This window comes from Salipaludibacillus agaradhaerens, assembly GCF_002019735.1.
Classification (GTDB): Bacteria; Bacillota; Bacilli; order Bacillales; family Salisediminibacteriaceae; genus Salipaludibacillus; species Salipaludibacillus agaradhaerens.
Map to the genome: position 1 here is coordinate 1,886,774 of NZ_KV917378.1, position 24,281 is coordinate 1,911,054.

Annotated in this window: 21 protein-coding genes, 1 pseudogene and 1 riboswitch; of the genes and pseudogenes, 8 read left to right on the forward strand and 14 right to left on the reverse strand. The window is 39.9% G+C overall.

Annotated features, from left to right (window positions below):
* Positions 1 to 93: 93 nt before the first annotated feature.
* A pseudogene (locus BK581_RS08955) lies at positions 94 to 1,550 on the reverse strand (amidase family protein).
* A 129-nt stretch (positions 1,551 to 1,679) separates the two neighbouring features.
* On the opposite strand from BK581_RS08955, the gene BK581_RS08960 reads away from it, so the two are divergent.
* The 3 genes from BK581_RS08960 to BK581_RS08970 all read left to right on the forward strand — a co-directional run bounded on the left by BK581_RS08960 (position 1,680) and on the right by BK581_RS08970 (position 4,587).
* Positions 1,680 to 1,877, forward strand: a complete 198-nt coding sequence (locus tag BK581_RS08960; protein WP_078577847.1) for a CsbD family protein — start codon at positions 1,680 to 1,682, stop codon at positions 1,875 to 1,877.
* A 333-nt stretch (positions 1,878 to 2,210) separates the two neighbouring features.
* On the forward strand, positions 2,211 to 2,507 hold the full coding sequence (locus BK581_RS08965) for a hypothetical protein (RefSeq protein ID WP_078577848.1): 297 nt from the start codon (positions 2,211 to 2,213) through the stop codon (positions 2,505 to 2,507).
* A 142-nt stretch (positions 2,508 to 2,649) separates the two neighbouring features.
* On the forward strand, positions 2,650 to 4,587 hold the full coding sequence (locus BK581_RS08970) for a CoA-disulfide reductase (RefSeq protein ID WP_078577849.1): 1,938 nt from the start codon (positions 2,650 to 2,652) through the stop codon (positions 4,585 to 4,587).
* A gap of 155 nt (positions 4,588 to 4,742) precedes the next feature.
* Here BK581_RS08970 and cydC read toward each other — a convergent pair whose 3' ends face one another.
* The 6 genes from cydC to BK581_RS09000 all read right to left on the reverse strand — a co-directional run bounded on the left by cydC (position 4,743) and on the right by BK581_RS09000 (position 12,437).
* Complete coding sequence (gene cydC / locus BK581_RS08975; protein ID WP_078577850.1) at positions 4,743 to 6,467, reverse strand: thiol reductant ABC exporter subunit CydC; 1,725 nt, start codon at positions 6,465 to 6,467, stop codon at positions 4,743 to 4,745.
* Positions 6,464 to 8,197, reverse strand: coding sequence for a thiol reductant ABC exporter subunit CydD (gene cydD, locus BK581_RS08980; RefSeq protein WP_078577851.1), 1,734 nt, complete (start codon positions 8,195 to 8,197; stop codon positions 6,464 to 6,466). The genes cydC and cydD overlap by 4 nt, the downstream gene beginning before the upstream one ends.
* Before the next feature lie 609 nt (positions 8,198 to 8,806).
* Complete coding sequence (locus BK581_RS08985) at positions 8,807 to 9,094, reverse strand: holin (RefSeq protein ID WP_078577852.1); 288 nt, start codon at positions 9,092 to 9,094, stop codon at positions 8,807 to 8,809.
* 89 nt (positions 9,095 to 9,183) lie between these two features.
* Positions 9,184 to 10,146 (reverse strand): N-acetylmuramoyl-L-alanine amidase, encoded by a 963-nt coding sequence (locus BK581_RS08990; RefSeq protein ID WP_169837632.1) that lies wholly within the window; start codon positions 10,144 to 10,146, stop codon positions 9,184 to 9,186.
* A 194-nt stretch (positions 10,147 to 10,340) separates the two neighbouring features.
* Positions 10,341 to 10,505 (reverse strand): anti-repressor SinI family protein, encoded by a 165-nt coding sequence (locus tag BK581_RS19930; protein ID WP_143709654.1) that lies wholly within the window; start codon positions 10,503 to 10,505, stop codon positions 10,341 to 10,343.
* A gap of 34 nt (positions 10,506 to 10,539) precedes the next feature.
* Positions 10,540 to 10,634, reverse strand: a riboswitch (cyclic di-GMP riboswitch).
* Between the two features lie 900 nt (positions 10,635 to 11,534).
* Positions 11,535 to 12,437, reverse strand: coding sequence for a LysR family transcriptional regulator (locus tag BK581_RS09000; RefSeq protein ID WP_078577855.1), 903 nt, complete (start codon positions 12,435 to 12,437; stop codon positions 11,535 to 11,537).
* Between the two features lie 135 nt (positions 12,438 to 12,572).
* Between BK581_RS09000 and BK581_RS09005 the strand changes: the two genes are divergently transcribed.
* From BK581_RS09005 to BK581_RS19940, 4 genes are all read left to right on the forward strand, one after another.
* A complete protein-coding gene (locus tag BK581_RS09005; RefSeq protein WP_078577856.1) occupies positions 12,573 to 12,911 on the forward strand; it encodes a VOC family protein in 339 nt (112 codons plus the stop codon).
* 51 nt (positions 12,912 to 12,962) lie between these two features.
* The gene (locus BK581_RS09010) at positions 12,963 to 13,880 is read left to right on the forward strand and encodes an NADP-dependent oxidoreductase (RefSeq protein WP_078577857.1); all 918 of its coding nucleotides are present in this window, start codon (positions 12,963 to 12,965) and stop codon (positions 13,878 to 13,880) included.
* A 262-nt stretch (positions 13,881 to 14,142) separates the two neighbouring features.
* Positions 14,143 to 14,481, forward strand: coding sequence for a transposase family protein (locus tag BK581_RS20570; protein WP_456154130.1), 339 nt, complete (start codon positions 14,143 to 14,145; stop codon positions 14,479 to 14,481).
* Positions 14,441 to 14,917, forward strand: a complete 477-nt coding sequence (locus tag BK581_RS19940) for a transposase (protein WP_169837636.1) — start codon at positions 14,441 to 14,443, stop codon at positions 14,915 to 14,917. The genes BK581_RS20570 and BK581_RS19940 overlap by 41 nt, the downstream gene beginning before the upstream one ends.
* A gap of 13 nt (positions 14,918 to 14,930) precedes the next feature.
* On the opposite strand, the gene BK581_RS09020 is transcribed toward BK581_RS19940, so the two are convergent.
* From BK581_RS09020 to BK581_RS09050, 7 genes are all read right to left on the reverse strand, one after another.
* Positions 14,931 to 15,632: a response regulator transcription factor gene (locus tag BK581_RS09020; RefSeq protein WP_169837638.1), complete on the reverse strand. Its 702-nt coding sequence runs from the start codon at positions 15,630 to 15,632 to the stop codon at positions 14,931 to 14,933.
* Between the two features lie 304 nt (positions 15,633 to 15,936).
* Positions 15,937 to 16,569: a YpjP family protein gene (locus BK581_RS09025; RefSeq protein WP_078577859.1), complete on the reverse strand. Its 633-nt coding sequence runs from the start codon at positions 16,567 to 16,569 to the stop codon at positions 15,937 to 15,939.
* 318 nt (positions 16,570 to 16,887) lie between these two features.
* Positions 16,888 to 17,817, reverse strand: a complete 930-nt coding sequence (gene opp4C / locus BK581_RS09030) for an oligopeptide ABC transporter permease (protein WP_078577860.1) — start codon at positions 17,815 to 17,817, stop codon at positions 16,888 to 16,890.
* 14 nt (positions 17,818 to 17,831) lie between these two features.
* Positions 17,832 to 18,782 carry an ABC transporter permease gene (locus tag BK581_RS09035; protein WP_078577861.1) on the reverse strand — a complete coding sequence of 317 codons (951 nt, stop codon included), beginning with the start codon at positions 18,780 to 18,782 and terminating at the stop codon, positions 17,832 to 17,834.
* 322 nt (positions 18,783 to 19,104) lie between these two features.
* On the reverse strand, positions 19,105 to 20,784 hold the full coding sequence (locus BK581_RS09040; RefSeq protein WP_078579904.1) for a peptide-binding protein: 1,680 nt from the start codon (positions 20,782 to 20,784) through the stop codon (positions 19,105 to 19,107).
* A gap of 85 nt (positions 20,785 to 20,869) precedes the next feature.
* On the reverse strand, positions 20,870 to 21,913 hold the full coding sequence (locus BK581_RS09045; RefSeq protein WP_078577862.1) for an ABC transporter ATP-binding protein: 1,044 nt from the start codon (positions 21,911 to 21,913) through the stop codon (positions 20,870 to 20,872).
* Complete coding sequence (locus BK581_RS09050; protein ID WP_078577863.1) at positions 21,910 to 22,896, reverse strand: ABC transporter ATP-binding protein; 987 nt, start codon at positions 22,894 to 22,896, stop codon at positions 21,910 to 21,912. The genes BK581_RS09045 and BK581_RS09050 overlap by 4 nt, the downstream gene beginning before the upstream one ends.
* Before the next feature lie 583 nt (positions 22,897 to 23,479).
* Between BK581_RS09050 and BK581_RS09055 the strand changes: the two genes are divergently transcribed.
* Positions 23,480 to 24,271, forward strand: a complete 792-nt coding sequence (locus BK581_RS09055) for an SDR family oxidoreductase (RefSeq protein WP_078577864.1) — start codon at positions 23,480 to 23,482, stop codon at positions 24,269 to 24,271.
* Positions 24,272 to 24,281 lie beyond the last annotated feature (10 nt).

Genomic DNA, 24,281 nt, shown 5'->3' on the forward strand with positions numbered 1-24,281 from the left:
ATTCAGACGAGACTGCTGAAAAATTTCGAGTTGTTGCTGAACTTTCAGCGTGTGGTGCTTAACTTTCGCGGGTTATTGCTGAATTACCTTAGATCATTGCTGAAATCTAATTTTTTCCGCCTCCGCCTTTACCCAAAGCTCACTTTCCTCTAATAAATACGCAAGTTGTAGTAACTGGTCTTCCCGTCCTTTTTGCGCCATCATTTGAACACCGAGGGGAAGGCCGCTGGCAGTGACATGCAAAGGAAGAGACATAGCCGGCTGTCCCGTCAAATTAGCTAACTGTGTATACGGGGAATATGTTAAGCTCGGTAAAAACATCTCATATATTAGCTTTTGTTTATCCTCAGTCATTAAACGGTCTTTAAACTGGGCTGCTTCTGCTTTCGAATATGTTAACTCACCTACTTTTGGCGCTGGAAAAGCGGTTGTCGGGGTAACGTATATGTCATATTGTTGATGGAAATCAGCCATTACTGCAGCTGCCGTATCCCATGCCTGTAAACTTAGACTAAACTCTGCAGCACTTACGTGGCGTCCAGCTTCACTTAGCATCCATGATTCCAATTCAACATCATCGGAGGTAATGTTTTTTCCTAATTTCATCATGACACCGGCCATTTCACCACTATTCATTAAATAATAATGTCTCATTAACTCCTCCCCATTAATTTTTGGAACAGCTTCTTCAACGTGATACCCTTTTCTTGCAAGCCAGTTCACCGTCTTTTCTACCGCTTGAATAGCATCTTGAGACACTGGCGTTCCAACGGGGGAGGCCGTAGAGAATCCAATCGATAATGGCTCCTTTTGTTTCGTGAAGCAACTCTTGTCCAATAACGGGGTTTGAAAAGCTGCTTCTGGTTGAATGGTTTGGAGAAGCTTAAGCATAGCCGCGCCATCTCTTACCGTGCGAGTTAAGACAAAATCAATGGCGGCCCCTTGCCATTGTCGTCCAACTCCAGGTCCTACTGGTGTCCGTCCCCTCGTTGGCTTTAAGCCAAACAAGCTCGTAAAAGAAGCTGGAATGCGTATGGACCCGCCCCCATCACTAGCACCGGCCACTGGAACGATGCCCGCCGCCACAGCAGCAGCAGAACCGCCACTTGATCCTCCTGGAGAATAACTCGTGTTCCATGGATTTTTCGTCACCCCATGTAGAACAGGTTCTGTAATATTTTTCAGCCCAAATTCCGGGGTATTAGTGTGGCCTATCACGACCATCCCACTTTCACGAAGTTTCTTTACAAAATGAGAATCATAATGAGCCTTATAAGTTGACATGACGCTTGCCCCTGAAGTAAGTGGTTCTCCGGCAACTGCTTGCGAAATATTTTTAAGCAATAAAGGAACCCCTGTAAAAGCACCCGAAACCAGTTTTTCCTTCAAAGCTATATCATATCTAGAATTGACGACTGCATTAATGTGGGATTAACCCTCTCTAGCTGTTCAAAGCTAAGGGCCACCATTTCCTCTGCGGCCACTTCTTTTTTTCTAATTAATTCTGCTATATCAGTAGCATCCAGTTTTATATATGTTTCTCTCTTCATCAATCATCACTCCATTTCATATCACCTTATTCATTAAATTATAACAAAGCCACCATTACATGTTTCAACAGGAATGACGTGTGGAATATGAGACATAACACGTTAATAAAATAAAGGGAGTGATCCAACATGAATCAAGAACAGCTAAAAGGGAAATGGCAACAGCTTACTGGTGAAACCAAGAAAAAGTGGGCAAAGCTCACTGACGATGATTTAAAGCAAGTAGACGGTAGCAAAGATAAACTCATTGGGAAAATTCAGGAACGTTATGGAAAGTCAAAAGAAGAAGCAGAAAAAGAAGTGAACAATTGGAAAACAGAAAATTAAACAGTGACGTATCATGAGGAAGAACGAGCTGGTGGTTGATGGCACCAGCTCATTTCTCACGCTCTTATTTAATAACCATTTTGGGACATGCCATCTGTCCGTCCAGCCCTCTTTAGTCAGCGGCTTCTATGCCCCATTTTTATACTTACAAACAAACTTGCATCAATGGGCTTGTCATCCTTCTACCGCTGATTGTTAGTTGCCTCAATCAGGACATTAACGTCCGTCAACTCACATTTAACTAGATTTAGCTCTTCACTTTATAGTGCTTTACGGACGGTTATCTGTGATAAAATAATAGCTGTAAACATTCTATTTAGAGGGGCTTTTCTTATGGGAATTTTAATCACCTTTTTAGTTATGATAGCAGGCGTTTTTGCTATTTATTTTATAAACATCGCTCTGATCCGGACACAATTAGAAGAACTCACTCACCGTCATAAGCGTGGAGATAGTTTAAGTGGTGATGTGGAAGAATGGGAATATTACTTGAACAAACTATTTTGGAAACCTTTTGGCACTAAAAAAACACTCCTAACTTACGGACCTCATTTTGAAGACTACATGAAACAAAATTATCCTCACACAGATTCTGACGTATTGAAAAAAATCAAAAAGCTTCAACGATAACGGTTGCCACTTTATTATGGCAGCCTTACTTTTTATTTTCACAAAACCGACACTTCCTTAGCTTATAGAATATTTACAATGTTCCCCTAATACGTTATTATACCCTTAAGGGTATAATCGACCAATTATGGAGGAGATAAAGATGACGAAAAAAATCGTGATTGTAGGAGGCGTTGCAGGTGGAGCTACTGCTGCTGCAAGGCTTCGACGACTAGATGAACGTTCTCACATCGTATTAGTTGAAAGAGGAGAACATATTTCGTTCGCTAACTGTGGATTACCTTATTATATTGGCGGGACCATTAAAGACCGAGAAAAATTACTCGTACAAACAGTAGAAGGGATGTCCAAGCGGTTTAGGCTAGATATTCGTAATTTATCAGAAGTGACTCGGATTAATCGGGATGAGAAAACAGTTACCATTCACAATTTATCAAATGATGACGTGTATACGGAATCTTATGACGAGCTCATTCTCTCACCTGGAGCTAAACCAATCGTACCACCTTTCGAGGGATTAGCTGATGCTCATAATATCTTTACATTACGCAATATTCCGGACATGGATAAGATTAAACAGTGGATTGATAATCAGAAGCCCCAAAAAGCCACTGTGATTGGCGGTGGCTTCATCGGTTTGGAAATGGCAGAAAACCTTCACGCGCAAGGGCTTACAGTTACAATTGTAGAAAAATCTAATCAAGTGATGGCACCGCTTGATCCCGAAATGGCTGCTATTGTTCACGAACACATTAGAACAAAAGCATCACTTATTTTAAATAATGGCGTTAAACACTTTTCAGAAAAAGGTCAGATTATCACACTTGAAAATGGCGAGGAGCTAACAAGTGATATCACCATTTTAGCTATTGGTGTTCGCCCTGAAAACGAGTTAGCGGTCCAAGCTAGACTATTAACTGGTGAAAGGGGAGGGATTATAGTGAATGACTATTTGCAAACTGACGACCCTCATATTTACGCAATAGGGGATGCCATCGAAGTCGTCGATTTTAATCACCAAACACCGACGATGGTTCCCCTTGCTTGGCCAGCTAATCGTCAAGGACGCCTTGTTGCCGATGCTATTTATGGTCATAAAAGACCGTATACTGGTACACTCGGGACTGCCATTGCAAAAGTATTTGACCTTACGGTTGCTGTTACAGGAAACAACGAAAAAACGCTATCATCATTAGATATCCCTTATCGATTCGTTCACCTTCATCCAGTATCACATGCTGGTTATTATCCAGGAGGATCACCGATCTCAATGAAAATGACCTTCGATCCAAACACTGGTGTTATTTATGGGGTCCAAGGTGTTGGAAGAGATGGCGTTGACAAGCGCATCGATGTGATCGCCACGGCTATTAAAGGTGGGTTAACCGTTTATGACTTACCTGATTTGGAATTGGCTTATGCACCCCCTTACTCGTCAGCAAAAGATCCTGTCAATATGCTCGGATACGTAGCTTCACATATCGTTGATGGCGAACTAGAGGTGGTCTCCGCCTATGACATTGACTCAATTGTCGCTGAGGGCGGTTTCCTCATTGATGTGAGACATCCACAGGAAATTAAACTAGGCGGTATTCCAGGTGCTGTCAACATTCCGTTAGATGAGCTGCGTGACCGTCTAGATACATTACCAAAGGACAAACCGATCTATGTAACATGTCAAGTAGGTTTACGCGGCTACCTTGCCACGCGTATCTTAAATGAAAATGGCTTCTCTAGCATCAATATAAGTGGTGGCTATAAAACGTATCGCTTTATCAAAAATGAAAATATTCAAGATGATAGCGATAAAAAAAGCAACATCTCGATTCAATCACGAGAGAATGTACCGGTTCATGATACTTTCATTGACGCTGTAGGGCTTGCTTGCCCAGGACCGATTGTGAAGCTCCATAAAGCGATTAACGACCTCTCGTCTGAGCAAACGGTAAACATAACTGTCTCTGATCCTGGATTTACAAACGACGTTACCGCATGGTGTAAAAATACCGGAAATGAGTTAGTGTCACTAAATGAGCACAAAGATAAGCGAACTTTTTCCGCTGTGATTAAAAAGAAGTAACGGTAAAGAAAAGGCTGTCCTCACATCATCATGTGATCGACAGCCTTTGTTTGTTAGGTACCTTGAGTGCCAGATTTCCTTCGATTAAGTGACTTACACCTCTTTTTACCACTATGTTTACATAGTACGATACTCAGGCATTCCCACTGAAACATTCAAGCAGAAAACAACGTGTTTTCAATTTCTTTCATACCGTAAAAATAACCTTGCTTTTCTATCAACTCATCATATGTTCCTGCTTCTACAACCTGTGCTTCATTCATCACGATAATCTGATCCATCTTCTCTAACCCTGCCAGTCGATGGCTCACCAGTAGGACGGTATCTTCTTTGGCTTGAGCTAATAAATTATCATAAATGAGCCGTTCTGTAACAGCGTCTACTGACGATGTCGGTTCATCGAGCAACCAAAGTTTACTTCCTTTTAGTAATGCTCTCGCAATGGCAAAACGCTGCCTTTCACCTCCAGACAGGTTTCCCCCTTTCTCAAGCACGCGATCCTCAAGTGAAAATGTGTCTAATCCTACGTTTTTTAAGGCGTTAAACATATCTGTATCTGATAAGTCATCTTTAGCAAGTTGTAAGTTATCTCGAACCGTACCGTAAAATAAGTGGTGATCCTGCAATAACGTATTAGTTCCTTTCCAAATACTTTCTTTTTCTAAACGTGTAATGTCTTTTCCATTGAGATAGACGTCACCCTTTTCAGCCTGATAGATCTTTAAAATAAGCTGTAATAAGGTAGATTTACCTGAACCACTCGGGCCCACAATAGCTGTCTTTGACCCTGGTGGTATGTTAATAGACACCTCTTTTAAGGCTTCTCTTTCTTCTTCTGGATAAGTGAAGGTCACGTTATCCATTGAAATACCCCACGTTTCTTTATGATTCAGTGTCTCTACCTCGTGCTCTTCCACCCTCTCCATATCTTCTTCATGAATGATCAGGTTTAATCGACTCGCCGCCCGTCGGTTATCTTCAAAGTGGTAAGGAAATGCCGCCATAGGAGAGACATTTTCAAATACTGTTAATGAAATCATCACTAACATCGCTAGGAAAACCCCTTCCAATATTCCCTCAGATACTAAATAAACTCCCACAATAAGAACCGCCCAAGAGACAAGCATCGTCAACGCCTGATTCACAGATTGACTGATTAATGCTCGATCACTTTGATGTTCCTGCTCTTTAATATAAGTCGCTGAAGCCTCATTAAGTTCTCTTTCCTGAGCCGCCAGTTTTCTATGAATTTTTAAATCTTTAAAGCCATATAAAAATTCAGTCGCTTCAGTTGAGACACTGCCACGTTTTTCTCTCACATTATTTTCGATTTTCGTCTGCATAGAAGCGAATACTAACGGTACGATTAAACCGGTTAAGATCATCCCTGCCATTAACGTAAACGCCACGTGAACAGAAAAGAAAAGGGTCAATGTCACCGTTGCTAAGAAGACGACAATCATAATGAGCGGCGGATAGAATACTCTTAGAAAATAATTTTGTAAACTTTCCACATCACCTACAATACGAGACAGTAAATCACCACTCCGATACTTATGAAAAATTCTCGGAGCAAGTGGTTCAATTTTTTCATAAAAATGAACACGTAAGTTGCTTAGTATCGTAAACGTCGCGCGATGAGAGTAATAGCGTTCTGCATACCGGCTGATCGCCCGAGTAACACTGAACAGTTTGAGCAACGCGATCGTCACGGTTAGGACATAGAAAGGCGGTAGCAGGGCAGCTCTGGAAATGAGATAACCACTGTTAGCGAATAGTAAAACACCACCCATACCAGCGAGAAAGCCAAACAGAACGGAAAGAAATATATCTTTCTTTTCACTGACCATAAATTTAAACATGATCGCTGTATCCTTCATTCCGCTCTTCCCCCTTGCTGTGTCATCACCATGTTTTGATAATCTACAGACTCTCTTAACAGCTGTTCATGAGTCCCTGATGCTTTCACCTGACCATGACTCAGTAATAAAATTGAATCGGCTTCTTTTATCGTATGAAGCCTGTGCGCCACTGTAATAACAGTTGCTTTCTGTCCGAGTTCTTTCATACTTTGTTGTAAGATTTGTTCGGTTTTCAAATCAAGGCCTACGGTCGGCTCATCAAATAAAATAATCGTAGGCTTCTTAAGAAAGGCTCGTGCTAATGCAACGCGCTGTTTTTCCCCACCAGACAGTCCTCGACCACCTTCACCAACTGCAGTATCATACCCTTTTTCAAGACGCTCAATCATGTGAGAGATACCAGCTTTTTCTGCAGCCATTCTCACCTCTAAATCGGAGACATTCTCTGATACACCGAGAATAATATTATCTTTTATCGTACCGGAGAAAATATAAGGATTTTGTGAAATATAGCTTATCTGAGTAAACCAAGCCTCTTCGCTGTATGTAGCCATTGATTTATGATCCAACAATACGTTTCCACTTTCAGGACGAATTAACCCAGAAAGAATGTTTAACAGTGTGGACTTCCCAGCCCCACTCGGCCCGATAATGGCTACATGGCTCATTGGTGGGATAACGGTGCTGACATTATCTAAGGCGGTCCGTTCTCCCCCGTATGAGAAGCTTAAATTTTGTAACTCAATTGTCGGTGGCATTGAGGGGTTTTTAAACGTCTCCTTCCCCCAACCTACTGGTAATTCGTCTTCTTCAAGCTCCTCCTGCACTCGTTTTGCAGCAGCAACACTTCCTCGTCCTGTATGAAAGGCAGAGCCCAACTCTTTTAAGGAAGCAAAAAATTCAGGAACGAGAATAAGGACGAAAAAGGCTGTGAAAAATGATAATTGCTGATACACCACTAATCGAAGACCCACTTCTAACGCCACTAGAGCCGTGCTGAGCATTGAAATGAATTCCAGCATCAACGACGATAAAAAAGCAATCTTAAGCACTTTCATTGTCGCTTCTCGGTAATCTAAACTACTTTGCCGCAAATCTTCTTTTTTTTCTTTTGCACGTCCAAAAAATTTCAACGTGGCCAACCCTTGCAGAAGGTCTAGAAAGCGCCCAGAGAAAATGGACAGTTTCTCCATTTGTTCTTCTGATTTCTGTTGCGTATTTTTCCCAACGATCGCCATCGTAATAGGAATAAAAGGTGCCGTAATAAGGAGAATAAGACCTGAAACCCAATTGTATGAAAATATCGCTATAAGCATCATTAACGGAATAATCGTCGCTTGAATTCTAATGGGGTAATAATGACTGAAATAACTGTCTACTTCATCCACAGAATCCATGAGGACACTGACTTTTTCACCTGACTGTCCTTTTAAAGAGGCTTGTAATGGATTTCTCGAATATTTCTTTAATAACACTTGCCTTAACTGTTTTTTTACAGAGGCCGCCATATGAATACCAGTTCGCCCATTCACATAACTAAAGAGCGCCCTCATAATAAGTGCAAGGGCCAATAAACCAAATTGTGGTATAACATCTTGAAAGGACCCATTATTAAGAAATATATGGTCAACAATGGCCACAATAAGGTAAGCTTGAGCAATAATTGAGGCGCCGATAATAAGGGATCCTACCATTAGCACTAATGTGTGTCGACGCTTTGATTTGGCCATTTTTTTTAAATCTGCCATATGTGTCACGTTCTCCTTGTAAATATAATATATTTTCACTGCGGTTATAGTGTTTATGTCTTTATTCTAAATGATTACACGGTGATGTTCATCTTTCAACCCTTAATATTATTATGACACTTTTGTGACAAAGCAATCGAATGAGAGTTAAACGTCCACTCGACGACTAAGTCATTGTTGTATTTAGAACTCGCCTCTCAGTAAACTATCCCGTCTCATCCCAAATCCCTTACTTTAATAAAGAAAGAACAATTTATGTATATCCCATCACGAAAGTGCTATTATGATCGTCAATCATATTTTTGCATAGAACCAGTTGTATCATACAAACTGTATCTGCAAAAATGACTCTTGCATGGTTCTTCCACTACAGGCGAACGACTTTCTTCCTCGCATAACATAGGTCCACTGCGAGCCTACATAAGACAAGGTAGAGAGCCGATGTCAAGGGGGGGACCGATAGATGAAAGGGAGTAAATGGCTAACATAACAACAGCTATTTTCGGATTTAGGTAGCATTAAAGTTCACTATAACTTGAATCAAATGATGGCAAAAAAAAGAGTAAACCCCGACATCACAGTCGGTGTTTCTCTTGATGAAAGCTATCCCTATTCTGGCGACCGCTGTGGTGATTGCTGTTTCTTTATGAGCTTAACCTGACAATGACCTAATTCAAATAACCCAGTGGCTGCAAGTCCAGCAATCCCTCCAGCCCATAATCTTAAAGCCAGGTCTAATTCTGACAATGGATAAGTGACTCCTCCTATTAGAAGACCGATAATAACTGAGAGAATCGGAAAGAATTGCTTTGGAAAGGACGTCGTTTTTTTAACGAGTTCTATAATAGCAACGACAAGGGGGGAAATAAGTGAGGCTAAGACAAGAACTGTTTCCATCACCCAACGCCTCCTTTTTAATAATGCCGAGAGTTTATCTTAACCATTTGGTTCCTTAGTCTAACAAATATAATAAGGTAGAGGACCGATTATCTAAATAACGCTGTAAAGGTTTGCCGCCCCGCAATGCCGTCGACACGTAGTCTAAGTCTGTGTTGGTACGTCCTCACTGCATTTTCCGTAAGCGGGCCAAAAATACCATCCACTGGACCTGGAGAAACACCTGAACCGTATAACATTGCTTGCAAAATCCACGTTATATTACCTCTCGCTCCTCGACCAACATTGACAACTGCTTGACGTGTTTCAGGTCCCCAAATGCCATCCACCTGAATATTTCTATTAAACTGAACATTTAACTCCGTTTGGAAGCCTCGTAATAGTGCCCCTTTTGTCTCTGGACCGAAAATATTATCTACGGCAATGGCTAAACCGTAACGCTCATTTAATGTCGCTTGCACTGACGCAATCGTGTCATTTGTCGGTTGATCACCATCAGATCCATCTGATCCGTTTTCTTCTATATTTAATGCGTTCACAATCCCGGTTGCATGACCTTGTGCAATACGGTCTAAAAAGGCATCATCTCGCAATTTCTCGGCATCACTTTCATTATCAACAAACAAGTTTTCCGTTAAAAGAGCCGACATTGTTGTTTCTCTCAGTACTGCATAGTTAGCGCTTAACATACCTCTGTCAACTACATCAATTTCATTGATAATAGCTTCGTGAATAACCTGTTGATACCTTATCGTTTGATCAGGCACCTCACCGTTCCAAATGTACGATTCAAATCCTTCACCACCACTTGCATTGGTATGAATAGAAACAAAAAAGTCAGCATTCCAGCTATTCGCCATATCGGCCCTTTCTGATAGTGAAACGAAGCTGTCATCCTCTCGACTCATATTAATTTGAACACCTTGATACATGTTCAGTAATTCTCTTAACCTCATCGCAATATCAAGCACAATTTCCTTTTCTACTAAGCCATTCCCTGTTGCTCCACTGTCAGAACCACCATGACCGGGATCGATAAATATCCTTACCATGTGGTGAGCCTCCTTAAATGTCATTTTGTCGCTCACTATAGTTAATGCACCGTCATTAAAAATGACAGGACAAGTGTCTTTAAGTAGAAACAAATAGGCGTGATCAAGTTGTTAGCATATTAAAAAACGCTTATCATAACGATAAACGTTTAAAATAAAGCTTTAGATACAACTTCTAACTCTCATATAGTCTTTTACGAGTTACCACCACTCACTTGTTTAATATCATATACATTTTTTTCTCGCTGTTTCTCTGCTAAAAAACAACGGACATCATGAGGTGTTAATCCTCTTTGACGTGCTTCTCTTATTAGCCTCTCCCATTCTCTATCCAAGGTAGAGTGTAACTTCTTTTCCATCTCTTCCTTAGACCTCCTTTCCCACGTTTGCCTAATAGGCGGTCCGGCGATCATAGATCATACAAGCAAATGACCCTTAGACCCGTAACTTTGCGTCCCTATCTTTAAACAGGTTTGCCTTTAACTAGTAGGAAGGTTTAATTTTAAAATATTGTCACAGCATTTGAGAATCAGCATGATGTGTAACTGTAATTTGAAGTATACCTAGTCAAGGTTAAATACAAGTTAAAAAACAGAAAAAAAGTAGTTCTTTTATCTATTTTTTTAGTGTCTATTCCCTTTTATAGTAATTTCGACAATAAAAGATAAAGTATTACATTGCGTTTTTTTTCCGGAAGCCATGGTAACATAATTTCTATTTGTATAAGTCCTGAATGAATTTCACAATTCAAAATTCGAATCATGAAAGTGACCTTCACTTCAAACGGACGCTTTCCCGAGGGCTTGTCTTCAGCTAACTTTTGCTCGGTAAATCCTCGCAAAAGTGGATCTTTAGACTGCACTTAATCCTCTGGGAGTCGCCGTCTTACATTTCAGTCACTTTTACCGTCCGTGAAGCTCCCAGCTCAAAATAGAGAAGAGAGGTAAATCAATTTAGGCGGGAACTAACGGAGGCTAATGTCCTGATTGATTCATTTACCAATCAGTGGGAGAAGAACAAAAAACCCACTGATTGAAGGTTCGTTTTATCATCCGCATATTAAATATTCGTGTTATTGCTTTAAAAACATCATTATGAAATCGACTCCGCTAAAAAATCTTGTAATTAAACTTGTAAAAGTAACTGCTTAAATCCATTACTATCAGGCAGTCTATAAAAGAAGTTCATATGACAGGAATATGGAAGAGTCCCTGTAGGAAAAGCAGTAGATGAATGGCATTTCAGTATCTACTATCACGGATTTAAATTTTTAGCGTATTCGGATAATCGTGTAGAAGACCTTAAAATATTTTCTTTTTAAATTAAAATATAGGAACCTGACTGTTCATAATCAACAGGTTCCTTATGCCTCAGGCTGATAAAATTGCTTAAAGTGAAGGTTGATTGTTTAGTTTGCGAAATTCGCTAAAATAATGATACACAAAATCTTGAAATTTACGTGCCGCAATGGACAAGTAGCGATCTTCGAGCCATGCTATTTGGTAGGTACGCTGACAAAATGGCTTATCAATATGCAAAAGGCGAAAAGGTACATTTTTATCTTCTATTAAAGTTTCTGGCAAAAAAGCAACACCAATACCGGTGCGAACGAAATGACTTATTGCAGAAAGTTCGTCAACTTCACAAACTACATTTGGAGTAAAACCTTCTTTTTTACAAAAATCATCCGTCATTGCCCGAAACGGATTCCCATCTTTTATACTTATAAAAGCATCGTCAGATAACTCGCTCAGGTCAACACTATTCCGGTTAGCGAATCGGTGCGTGAAAGGAACAGCTAGTAATATTTCTTCAGTGAGAAAGGATTGCCCGCTTATTCCCTCCACTTCAAGTGGTGGAAAAGTAATGCAAAAATCGATATCGCCATTTCTTAGTTGTTTCACCTTTTCGTATGTTGAAGCTTGGCTGATTTGGAGTTTAATATCAGGATGCTCCGATATGAAAGAGCCTATGAGGTCAGAAAAGCATTTATGAGTGGTTGTTGATAAATAAACACGCCCTCGTTCCATCCCCGCAAGATCCTCGACTTCTTGTCTCCCTTCATCAAGTGCTGAAAGTGCAATCTCCACTTTTTTCAAAAATACCTTTCCAAACGAATTGAGTCGGATATTCCTTCCCTTACGGTCAAATAATGGTACACCCAAATCCTCTTCCAATCGGGCAATGGTTTTACTAAGAGCGGGTTGCGCAATGTGAATTTCTTGCGCCGCTTTTGTCATATGTTCTAACCTGGCAACAATTCGAAAATATTGTAGTTGCAACAGTTCCATTTGTGCTCCTCCTATTAATATACTCAAGGTTATATATTTATATAAATATATATATTTTAATTTATTTATTGTTTATCATAAGATAATTATTACAAGATAACAACAGATTTTACTTGCAAGAAGGAGGTGTAATCGATGAAACTAAACCACATGAATCTTACTGTCACTGACGTTAATGCTACTCGTAAATTTTTCGAAAAATATTTTAACGTTCAGACCAAAGGTAATCATAGCGATTCATTCGCTATAATGGTCGATGAAGATGGATTTTTGCTCGCCTTAATGAAAGGTTCCAATGACAACTACCCCAAGTCTTTTCATATAGGTTTTGAACAGGAGAGCCAAGAGCATGTAAATGAAATCAATCAACGGTTAAAGGATGATGGTTATAATGTAAAACCGCCAAGAAGGACTCATCGTTGGACTTTCTATGTTAAAGCACCTGGTGGATTTACTGTTGAGGTTTTCAGCTGACACAACAAACATTCAATAACTTTTTATAAGTTTGAAAAGGAGAGATGTTATATGCGAGCAGCAGCATTTTCTAGTTATGGGCCTCCGGAAGTGTTGCGAGTAATGGAATTTGATGACCCACAAGTTGGAGCAGGTCAAGTTCGAGTTCGGGTCAAAACTGCTGGCGTCCAACCGTTTGATTGTGCTGTACGCAGTAGTGGTTGGACACCACCGGGACTAAAGATCATTTTCCCACAGATTCTTGGCAACGAGTTCTCTGGAATTATCGATCATGTCGGGGAAGATGTCACAGGCTTTAATATCGGCGATGAGGTGTTAGGCTGGGCGTTAATGACTTGTTATGCCGAATATGTAGTCGTAAGTATCGATCAGATTGTACAAAAGCCACAGGGTATGTCTTGGGAGCATGCTGGTGTTATAACAGCCTCTGGCCAAACCGCTCACACGGCATTACGTGAGCTAGAGGTTGGCAAAGGGGACACCGTATTGATTCACGCTGCAGCTGGTGGAGTTGGTACCTTCGCAATACAACTGGCACAAGCATGGGGAGCAGCAACAGTCATCGGCACCGCCAGCGAACGCAATCACGATTACCTTCGTTCACTAGGTGCAATCCCTGTTACCTATGGAGAAGGACTTGTCGACAGAGTACGTTCACTCTCCCCGAAAGGTGTAGACGTTGCCTTTGATGCCGCTGGGGGTGATGCTTTGGAAGCCTCAGTGAAGCTTGTCGAAAACAAGAAGCGTATTGGCACAATTGTTGCGTTCGATCTCGTAGAGGAACTTGGTGTTCGCCCTATACGAAGCGAACGTTCAACTGAACGCCTTTCTGAACTCGTTAACCTTTACATTCAAGGGAAGATAAACATACACATTAGAAATACATTCCCACTTGATGACGTTGTAAAGGCACATCGAGAAGTCGAAACTGGTCACGGTTACGGAAAAATTGTACTGACAATCGACTAGATATGTTGTTAAACCGTATTTTTAGAGACTGATAACTGGAGGCTGTCCCCAAAAATTTACTTTTGGTGACAACCTCTTTTTCATTTCTCTTTAATCCTTAACAACTAAAGGTAAGGCGGATTAATTCAACTATCATGAAAGGAAAAAAATAAATGATAACCAATATGCTCCACCTGCCAAACTTTATTATTCTTGATATGACAGAGAGTGAGAGTGATTACCGATTCTTAGTAGAGCAAGTCCTACACCACCCTCACACTGTCTGAAATGCGGTACCATTCCTAACTTGTATAAGCATGGTAAGAAAGAACAGTTATTCGTTGACTTACCAATGCACGCAAAACGTGTGGGTATTTATGTCAAACGACAACGTTATAAGTGTCGAGAGTGCAATGGGACGTTCTTTGAGGATTTGCCAATACGAAAGACTAATCGTCAAAATGTGTCAGCCAAAGAGCGCAGGCAACTCATGAGGGTCCTATATGTGCTTCTTACAAGGCGTAAAGACCTTAACGACTTCGATGATCAAATAAAACTACAAATATGGACTGATGTTTCCATTGCTGGGTCAAGCATACGAGTTAAAAGAGCAATTCTTTGAAATTTATGAGGCTGAATCAATCAATGATGCCTATAAACTTTACCAAAACTGGCTTTCAAATGTACCTAAAGAATTAATGGCTTATTTTGAGGATCTGATTAAGGCAATGAATAATTGGGAAGAGGAGATATTCAACTATTTCAATTCACCCATTACAAACGCCTATACAGAATCCCTGAATCGTTTAATTAAGACAATGAACCATGTTGGTCGTGGTTATTCTTTCGAAGCCCTTAGAGCAAAAATTTTATTTACACGAGGCTATCGTAAAGTAAAAAAGAAAAAGAAATTCAAAGAAGTTGAAGTTACTTTCGGAAAAATGTTACCTGATCAATTCCCTAATTGGGGACAAACTGGCTATGAATGGGTGTTTGAAGAAATTTATGGTGCTGATTTTTCCACATTGATCAAGGCTATGGAAGAGGGCATCTTTTAACCCTCTTTCCACACTATTTTCCGATTACCCAATTTTTATTAAATTTATACCCAAACCCTCTGACCGTTTGAATATAGTCTGGTTTAGCAGGATTAGCTTCTATTTTTTTTCTTAAATTTCTAATATGAACTGTTACCGTTTTTAGATCCCCATGGTGTTCAACTCCCCAAATGTGATTATAAATTTGTTCCGTACTAAAAACTTGGTTAGGATGCTTCATAAAAAATATTAATAGTTGAATTTCCTTAGCATAGAGTGCTATTTTTTCACCTTCCAAAAAAACTTGAAAACTTTTCATATCAATAGTTATCCTGCCTGCCTTAAGATACGCAATTTCACTATTCTCTAAGGCCCTTCTTCGTAGGTTTGCATTTATTCGTGCCTCTAGCTCCTCAAGGTCGTATGGCATTGTCAAATAATCATCGGCACCAGCGTTTAAACCTTCAATTTTATTCACGGATGTCTTTAAATGGCTAACCATTATGATCGATACGTCTGAGCTTTCCCTAATCTTTTTGCATAAGTGTATACCTTCATGATGTGGTGAACGATCTTCTAATATAATAAGATGTGGGCTCTCATTAGCTATATAGCTAATGACTTCCCCCACATTTTCCAGCATGTTAACATGGTATCCGTTATTTCGTAAATAAGTAAATGTTTCCTCTCTTATGTAAATATCATTTTCCACGATCAATAGTTTCTCTCTCGTCACCTCTGCCACCCTTTCTATGAAAGTCACCGATCTATATAGTGAACATCCGTGCGTCAATTATCCCTATTCATGCACTAGCTAGACGTCATACTTTCCGGCCGATATTTCAGAATATCTAGCTCCTATTTATTTCGGTAAAATACTTAGAAAATTTGAAAAGAAGCTTCTTCCTCTAATATCTGTTTACCCAATATGAAAAAAACAAGTGACTGTCCCAGTCACTAAATAAAAAAGTGATTCTACCTATGGATAAATGAACCCCATATATAAAAAGAATGTGCTCATCAAGAGGCACATTCTTGTCTTACGTCATCCATTTTGGCGGTGTATTTTTGTCCCAATAGATGTCGCCTAGATTATGATGTTTTTCAAAATTATCTTCTCTCAAATGGTAATGAAAGTTAAACCAGTAGCCGTCTTTAGGCCGTAAATCTCTTCTAACATGGAACCTGACTACGTCTTCTTTTGACTGATTATCGTATATATTAAAAATTTTTTCCCCGTAGTATGAGGAAGTTTGCTCATCTATTTCTAAATAAGGATATTCTTCATCATCCAACTCATCTAATAGACTAGTAATCACTTCTTCCATAGATGGGAATACTTCTAGTAAAATATCGTCCTCCACTTTGTGACTAATACGTGGCCCTAATTTATGTAACGTTTGCTCTTTGGCCAGTTCGGTAAATAGATGAACATAATTGTCACTCTTTTCAAGCTCGGAGAAGTCCACGTCTGAAAGACTTTCCTCATGGTCATTCTCCTGACCAATATCCGTTAAGAGCGACTCTTCTTTTTCAGCCGAACTATTCGTAGAAGAAAGGAGATCATCTGTTTCCTTCTCAGCATCGTTGCTCAGGTCAACTGGTGGGATATAAAATCCCAAGGTAAAAATAGTCACTAAAACGGCAAATATTTTTTTTAGTCCTAGTTTCATAGGATACCCCTTCTTTGACATCAGACCTATGGGCATTTCTCATGATCATCACTACAATGCTATTAACTATTATTTTATCATGTTTGTTTAAAAAGTCTATAAAAGGAACCATTAATTAGTGGGATTTTTTATTTTTTATCCCGATTATTGGTAGTTAAGTCGACCAGGAATTGACCGCCCGTTAGCTCCCACGTCCAAATGCATTTACCTCTCTGGTTATCTCACTTAAACTACTTACAAAAATAGAGATTGATGCTAGTGGCGTTCATCCACATAACTATCAATCTCTAAACATCTGAAAAATTATCGTTATAGTGATTAAGACCTTATTTTAGGATCAAACGCATCTCTTAGTCCATCCCCTACGAAATTAATCGATAATACAGTAATGAATATCATTAAACCAGGGAATACAGGGTACCACCAAGCATCCCTCATAATCGTATAGTTCTGGGCTGATTGCAACATGTTTCCCCAACTTGGTGTTGGCGGCTGTACCCCTAGCCCTAAAAAGCTAAGAACAGACTCAACGATAATTAAGTTACCCACACTCAATGTTGAAGCAACGATAATCGGACCAAGTGCATTAGGCAAAATGTGGTTAAAAATAATACGATTCGTTCTCATACCTAACGTTTTGGCAGCCAATACATACTCTCTTTCACGCAAACTTAGAAATTCGCCTCGGACGAGTCTAGCTGTACTCATCCACCCTAATGAAGCTAAAAATATGATTAATAAGCTTACACTTGGACTGAAAAAAGCAATTAATAAAATAAGAAGAAAAATATTAGGGAATGAAATAAGAATATCAACGAGTCGCATAATCAAATTATCTATCCGACCACCGAAATAACCGGCTAATGATCCCATAACAGTACCAATTATAGCGCCGCCAAGCATCGCTAAAAATCCAACAAGTAAGGAAACTCTCGCTCCGTATAATACACGGCTGAAAATATCTCGACCGAAGTCATCCGTCCCCATAATAAATTCCGTACTAGGAGGTGCCAGTCTGTTCAGCAAGTCCATTTCTACGTTACGAGGGTCTTGCGGTGCAATTAAAGGAGCGAAAACGGCCATCGTTACAATAATCAACAGCACGATCCCACCTACAACGGCTAATTTATTCTTAAAGAACTTTTTCAAAATAATACGTGTCATTGTTTCTGGTTTTTTCTTTAATTTATGTTCTGCCGGGCCTTCCGGTGGTGTCATTGATGGCATTTTAACTGGTTCTTGTTGCATATGACCGTTCCTCCTTAATACTCAATTCTCGGGTCAAAAATGGCATAAGCAATGTCTGCCAACAGATTCCCAACCACCACTAACACTGCGGAAATCATAGTGATCCCCATAATGACAGGATAGTCACGTTGAAAAACTGATCCGATAAGTAAGTCTCCTATCCCCGGCCAAGAAAAAATTCTTTCCACTACAACAGACCCCGCAAAGAAGGACGGCAACATTAACCCGAAAATTGTAATAATCGGAATTAAACCGTTTCGCAGCCCATGTTTGTAAATGACTGTGTTCTCTTTAAACCCTTTCGCTCTAGCGGTCCGCATGTAATCCTGTTGAATGACCTCAAGCATACTGGACCGACTGTAACGAGTGAGTCCGGCCATATCAGCTGTAGCCAATACTAGGGCAGGCATCAATAAATGATGAAGCCTGTCTAAAATACTAAACGGCTCATTAAGCGTAGCTATTCCCCCGGATGGCATCCAGCCTAAATTAACAGAGAAAAACATAATTAATAATAGCCCTATCCAAAAGTTAGGTGTCGCCACTCCTACAAATGCCGCAACAGTCACCGAGTAATCAGTTAATGAATACTGTCTACGAGCAGATACGATCCCTAATGGAATTGAAATAAGGATGGCTAGAATCGTAGAAGCTCCCATGAGAATCAGTGTGTTTGGCAATCGGTTCATAATCATTTCACTCACAGGCATCCCAACTCTAACGAGTGAATACCCCATATCACCTTGAAGCATCGCTCCCATCCACTTCACATATTGAACTGGAATCGGATCATTTAACCCATACCTCTCTTCAAATGCTTCCCTCACTTCAGGGCTAATGTCAGGTGACATCATCATAGACGAGGGACTTCCTGGAGCCAAATGCATCACCGAAAACGTAAGAATTGAAATACCAATTAATATAGGGATAGCCATAATAACACGTCGTATAATATACGAAAGCATGATCTGCCTCCTTTTCTTGTTTAAAATGAGTTTATGTAGCTACATGTCCCGTTCTAAAAGAAGGGCGTTGATGGCGTAACTTTACTTATACTATCACTTATTAAGACTTCTATTTTTTTTGATAGGATAAAGAAAATCTGCCAACAACACATTTATCCCCTGCATGTTCACTTATCTTATAGACCCTATACACATTCTTAAATAAGAACAGGAAGGCTCTAAAGTAGTCAGCATTCCAAATACAATAGAAGCCCTTCCCGTCTTAAAATCATGTCACACAACTCACTTTTTCAAATGACTGGAACGTTATAAATTGATTTATTTACTCTGAATAATACCAATCTTGTGGTCGATAAAAATTCAGACGTGGGTGATGAACGAACCCTTCAAGGTTTGGCGGAATGGCTTTTAAATCATTCGGATAGTAAAGGAACGTGTATGGTTGATCCTCTGCAATCGTTTCAAAGATCTCATGAAGCGCTTCCGCACGCTCATCCCGATCTACGATTGAGACGTTTTGATCGATCAACTCATCCACATCATCACGAGCGTATGCAATGTTATTTAATCCCGCTTCAATTTCTTTTGAATGCCAGATCGCTCCTGGGTCAGGGTCAGTTCCTAAAGCCCAACCTAGGATAACTGCATCAAAGTCAAAGTTCGGTGGATTGATTTGGTCAAGGAATGCTCCCCACTCTACGTACTCCACTTCTACTTCAACACCAACCTCATTTAACATCGACTGGATGACAACAGAGATGTCTTCCCGAATTTGGTTACCTGAATTAGTTTTTAGCGTGAAAGAGAAGCGTTCGCCGTCACGCTCAAGAATACCATCTGCGCCTTCTTCCCAACCGGCTTCTGCTAGTAACTCGCGCGCTTTTTCTGGATCATATTCAAATTCTGGCATCTCATCTGGATAAGCCCAGCTAAGTGGACTCACAGGACCATGAGCCACCTCACCTTGCCCTTGTCCCACTTGTTCGATAATTGTTTGCCGATCAATCGCATGGGTTAACGCTTGACGTGTTTCTTTATCAGAGAACATATCTAAACGAAGGTTGTAACCCATGTAGTTATAGCTGTAACCTAACGTCGACTGTAAATTAATTAATCCTTGCTCCTCCCAGCCTTCTGCCGTTGAATAATCAGTAGCTGGAATAATTCCTAAGTCCACATCGCCGCCTTCAATTTGGGCCATTAGGGCGTTTTGATCACCGACGATACTTATCGTTATGCGATCTAAATTAGGAGCACCTTCCCAATAATCTTCATAGGCTGTCAGCTGAACGTATTGACCATCCTCCCAAGAATCAAATTGGTAGGGACCAGAGCCGATTGGATTGCGCCCAAACTCGTGTTCTTCAAGGTCTGCCGCACTGACACCTTCTAGGATATGCTTAGGTAAAATACCAAATCCAATATTGGAAATAAATCGAGCATCTGGTTCACTTAAACGGAACTCAACAGTTGTCTCGTCAAGTGCTTCGACCTCTTCAAGTGCACTGAAATAACCGGCACGTGGACCAGTATAATCTTCATCAATGAAAATATTAAACGTAAATTCTACATCTTCAGCAGTTAACGGTTCCCCGTCATGGAACGTCACATCTTCATGAATATCAAAGGTATAGGTTAAACCATCATCTGATTCTTCCCAATCAATGGCTAATTCAGGCTGCATTTCAATATTTTCATCAACACGGACGAGTTGACTGTAAATCATATCTTCAATATCTCCACTAGACGTATCTTGCGAGTGGGTCGTCATGAACGATACCGGATCACTGATAACACCAATCGTAATATCACCGCCTTCTTGCGGTTCTCCTTCAGTGGCGTCATTATTAGCATTGTCTTCTGCATTGTTAGCCTCTTCATTGTTTCGCTCGTCTTGCATCGCATCTTCTAAATTGTTGTCTCCACCACATGCAGCTAGAATAGCCGACATAGCAAGCGTGGTTGCCGCTAAACTCCAAATATGTTTCTTTCTTTTCAACATAACCCCTCCTTGTTTTTTAAAAAATAAGTAAGAATTCGCAAAATATTGGACCATTCAAAGGTGCTGGGACACCTCCTTTCAATAGTTAAGCTTTCTTATATAAATGGCACGCAACAAAATGGTCTTGTCGCTTTTCTTCAAAAGCTGGTACTACTTTTTTACACTCTTCCATCGCCTCTGGACATCTCGTATGAAACACACATCCTGTTGGTGGGTTTGAAGGGCTTGGCAAATCACCTTGTAACACAATCTTTTCTCGCTTCTCTGCCCCTTTTCTTTTCGGTACTGGCACAGCTGATAATAAAGCTCTCGTATAAGGGTGAAGAGGCTCAGCATAAAGGTCTTCCTTTGAAGCAAGTTCCATCATATTCCCTAAATACATTACGCCAACTCTGTCTGCAATATGACGAACTACACTTAAATCGTGCGAAATAAAAACATACGTCAGTCCTAAATCATCTTGTAAATCTTCAAGTAAATTAATGATTTGCGCCTGAATTGACACATCAAGAGCAGAAACTGGCTCATCGGCAATAATTAAATCCGGCTGAGTAGTTAAAGCTCTTGCAATCCCGATTCTTTGCCGCTGTCCTCCTGAAAATTCATGAGGATATCTACTTTTAAAGGAAGCATCTAAGCCCACCGTTTCAAGAAGATCCCCTATTCGTTCTTCTCGTTCTTTGTGGCTATACATCTTATGTACTTTAAATGGCTCATATAAAATACTTCCTAGTGTTTTCCGAGGATTTAAAGAAGCAAACGGATCTTGAAAAATCATTTGGATATCTCGCCGTATCGTGCTTCGCATTTCTTTTTCTTTTAGATGAGCAATATCTTGTCCTTTGTATATGATCTGGCCTTCCGTAGGCTCGTACAGTCTGATAATCGTTCGACCTGTTGTGGACTTGCCACAACCTGATTCGCCAACAATCCCGATTGTTTCACCTTTTTTAACTGAAAAATGGGCACCATCAACAGCTTTCACAACTCCTGTTTCACGTTGAAGGACCCCTGTTTTAATTGGGAAGTGCTTTTTTAAGTCGTTTACTTCTAAAATGGTCTCTGAATGAGTCACGTTGCGGTTCTCTTGTGGGTGAGTGTCTATGATGTGATTATGATTTTGAGTCATGTGGATTCCTCTCCTTTTTGATCGTACAAAAAGCATCGTACCTTTTGTCCAGGCGCCGCTTTTAGCAGCTCAGGATTGGCCGTCAAGCATTTGTCAAATACCTTAGGACATCTCGGGGCAAAACGGCATCCCTTAGGCATCTCATCTGGAAGAGGAACATTTCCTTTTATTGATTTAAGTCGTTCAATCTTGCCTTCTATAGCTGGTATGGAATCTAGTAATCCTTGCGTATAGGGATGTAGTGGTTCATCAAACAATTTGTCTACAGGCGCATTCTCAACAACTTGACCTGCGTACATCACGACGACATGGTCTGCGATTTCTGACACTACGCCTAAATCATGAGTAATCAGTAAAATAGACGTATCAAATTGCTTTGTTAAATCTTTCATTAATTCAAGGATTTGAGCCTGGATAGTCACATCGAGGGCTGTAGTCGGCTCGTCAGCGATCAGAAGCTTCGGATCACAACTCATGGCCATGGCAATCATGACACGCTGTCTCATACCACCTGAAAGTCGATGAGGATAATCTTTTATTATGTCTTCGGCACGGGAAAACCCAACGATCTTTAACAATTCTACTGCTTTTTTTCTCGCTTGCCCTTTAGTCATCTTTTTATGGTAGAGAAGCACTTCCATCACTTGCTCACCAATCGTTAAAACAGGGTTAAGGGAAGTCATCGGTTCCTGAAAGATCATGGATATATCATTTCCGCGAACCTTTCTCATCTCTTTTTCTTTTAAAGCGAGTAAATTTTTACCATTGAAATTCACCTCACCGCCAACTATCTTTCCACCCGGAGAGGGCACAAGTTGCATAAGCGAAAGAGAGGTCATACTTTTACCGGAACCAGATTCACCTACCAAGGCTACTGTTTCGCCGCGATTTATTGTAATATCAATGCCATCCACTGCTTTAACGACTTGCTTTTTACTAATAAAGTGAGTTTGTAAGTCTTTCACCTCTAATAATACGGACATGATATCACCACCTTTTATGTTAAATTACACCAGGGAGTGTTTTCGCTTACATATCAATATTATCCATGTATATGTATAGAAGCTCGCCAATCCCAAAACTTTTTGAGTTTTTGTAAAATATTATGTGTAATTGTTGCTAATCTTTAGATAATTTATCATATAAATTACGAGAAGTAAATATTTTTTCTGAATATTTCAGATTTTAGAATACTACGTAAAACTAATAAAAAAACTTCTTGTCACGATAATTTTATTATGTCAATATATTGATACTTTTTCAGATTAACGTGTTAATTTGGTTAAATCACTATATTGAAGGTCTTATGTATAATTAATAAATTATACTAGTAGTTTAAAATTTTTTAATTAAATTTGTATTTTTCTTACATACCCTCATTACCTTTACTATTCTATAAAACTATCAATCTCGTTTACACCTGTTTTATGCTTAGAAATAAAGTATGTTAAATTTTCTACCCACAAATGATTATTTTGTTTATTATGGAATAATTAAGGAAAAATAACATTGTGACGGAATAAGTTAGTCGGCTTCATCAAATTTAGCAAGAAATGAGGAATGACAATGGGTACCTATTCATCTTTAGAAAAGAAAGTGGCTGTTATTACAGGGGGCGGTTCAGGTATTGGGAAAGCATCTGCCTTAGGATTGGCAAAACAGGGGGCAGCGGTCTGTCTCATTGACTTAAATAAAACGGATGCTCAAGAGACACAAAAAGAAATTGAAATGTTAGGTGGTAAAGCACTATTATGTGAAGCAGATGTTTCCCAGCCTGAGGAAGTGAAACAATCTCTCGATAACGCGGTTAACACCTTTGGAAAAATAGATATTGTCTTAGCTAATGCAGGCGTTAACGGTGTCATAACACCTATTGAAGATATGCCTCATGAAGAATGGGATCATACCTTATCAACTAATTTAAAAAGTACGTTCCTGACTGTTAAATATGCTGTCCCATTTTTGAAGGAGAGAGGTGGCAGTATCATTATTACAAGTTCGATAAATGGAAATAGGGTATTTTCTGGATTCGGTATGTCGGCTTACAGTAGTTCAAAGGCTGGCCAAGTTGCTTTTGCAAAAATGGCTGCCCTTGAACTAGCTGGTTATCACATTAGAGTGAATGTGATCTGCCCCGGAGCTACCAAAACCAATATTGGTGAAAATACCCACCATGAACGTCAAAAATTATCTAAAGTAAAAATACCTGTGGAATATCCTGAAGGTAATTTGCCCCTTGAGCATAAACCAGGCTCCTCCCAGCAAATTGCTGATCTCGTCACTTTTCTTGCTTCCGACGCATCCAGCCATATTACCGGAACGGAAGTGTATATTGATGGGGCTCAATCTCTTTTATAACGACCGTACT

What these genes read in the sequence shown, in the direction of transcription:
- BK581_RS08960 (WP_078577847.1), top strand. Translation starts at nt 1,680, where the DNA reads ATGAATCAAGAACAGCTAAAAGGGAAATGGCAACAGCTTACTGGTGAA.
- BK581_RS08965 (WP_078577848.1), top strand. Translation starts at nt 2,211, where the DNA reads ATGGGAATTTTAATCACCTTTTTAGTTATGATAGCAGGCGTTTTTGCT.
- BK581_RS08970 (WP_078577849.1), top strand. Translation starts at nt 2,650, where the DNA reads ATGACGAAAAAAATCGTGATTGTAGGAGGCGTTGCAGGTGGAGCTACT.
- cydC (WP_078577850.1), bottom strand. Translation starts at nt 6,467, where the DNA reads ATGAAGGATACAGCGATCATGTTTAAATTTATGGTCAGTGAAAAGAAA.
- cydD (WP_078577851.1), bottom strand. Translation starts at nt 8,197, where the DNA reads ATGGCAGATTTAAAAAAAATGGCCAAATCAAAGCGTCGACACACATTA.
- BK581_RS08985 (WP_078577852.1), bottom strand. Translation starts at nt 9,094, where the DNA reads ATGGAAACAGTTCTTGTCTTAGCCTCACTTATTTCCCCCCTTGTCGTT.
- BK581_RS08990 (WP_169837632.1), bottom strand. Translation starts at nt 10,146, where the DNA reads ATGGTAAGGATATTTATCGATCCCGGTCATGGTGGTTCTGACAGTGGA.
- BK581_RS19930 (WP_143709654.1), bottom strand. Translation starts at nt 10,505, where the DNA reads ATGGAAAAGAAGTTACACTCTACCTTGGATAGAGAATGGGAGAGGCTA.
- BK581_RS09000 (WP_078577855.1), bottom strand. Translation starts at nt 12,437, where the DNA reads ATGGAACTGTTGCAACTACAATATTTTCGAATTGTTGCCAGGTTAGAA.
- BK581_RS09005 (WP_078577856.1), top strand. Translation starts at nt 12,573, where the DNA reads ATGAAACTAAACCACATGAATCTTACTGTCACTGACGTTAATGCTACT.
- BK581_RS09010 (WP_078577857.1), top strand. Translation starts at nt 12,963, where the DNA reads ATGCGAGCAGCAGCATTTTCTAGTTATGGGCCTCCGGAAGTGTTGCGA.
- BK581_RS09025 (WP_078577859.1), bottom strand. Translation starts at nt 16,569, where the DNA reads ATGAAACTAGGACTAAAAAAAATATTTGCCGTTTTAGTGACTATTTTT.
- opp4C (WP_078577860.1), bottom strand. Translation starts at nt 17,817, where the DNA reads ATGCAACAAGAACCAGTTAAAATGCCATCAATGACACCACCGGAAGGC.
- BK581_RS09035 (WP_078577861.1), bottom strand. Translation starts at nt 18,782, where the DNA reads ATGCTTTCGTATATTATACGACGTGTTATTATGGCTATCCCTATATTA.
- BK581_RS09040 (WP_078579904.1), bottom strand. Translation starts at nt 20,784, where the DNA reads ATGTTGAAAAGAAAGAAACATATTTGGAGTTTAGCGGCAACCACGCTT.
- BK581_RS09045 (WP_078577862.1), bottom strand. Translation starts at nt 21,913, where the DNA reads ATGACTCAAAATCATAATCACATCATAGACACTCACCCACAAGAGAAC.
- BK581_RS09050 (WP_078577863.1), bottom strand. Translation starts at nt 22,896, where the DNA reads ATGTCCGTATTATTAGAGGTGAAAGACTTACAAACTCACTTTATTAGT.
- BK581_RS09055 (WP_078577864.1), top strand. Translation starts at nt 23,480, where the DNA reads ATGGGTACCTATTCATCTTTAGAAAAGAAAGTGGCTGTTATTACAGGG.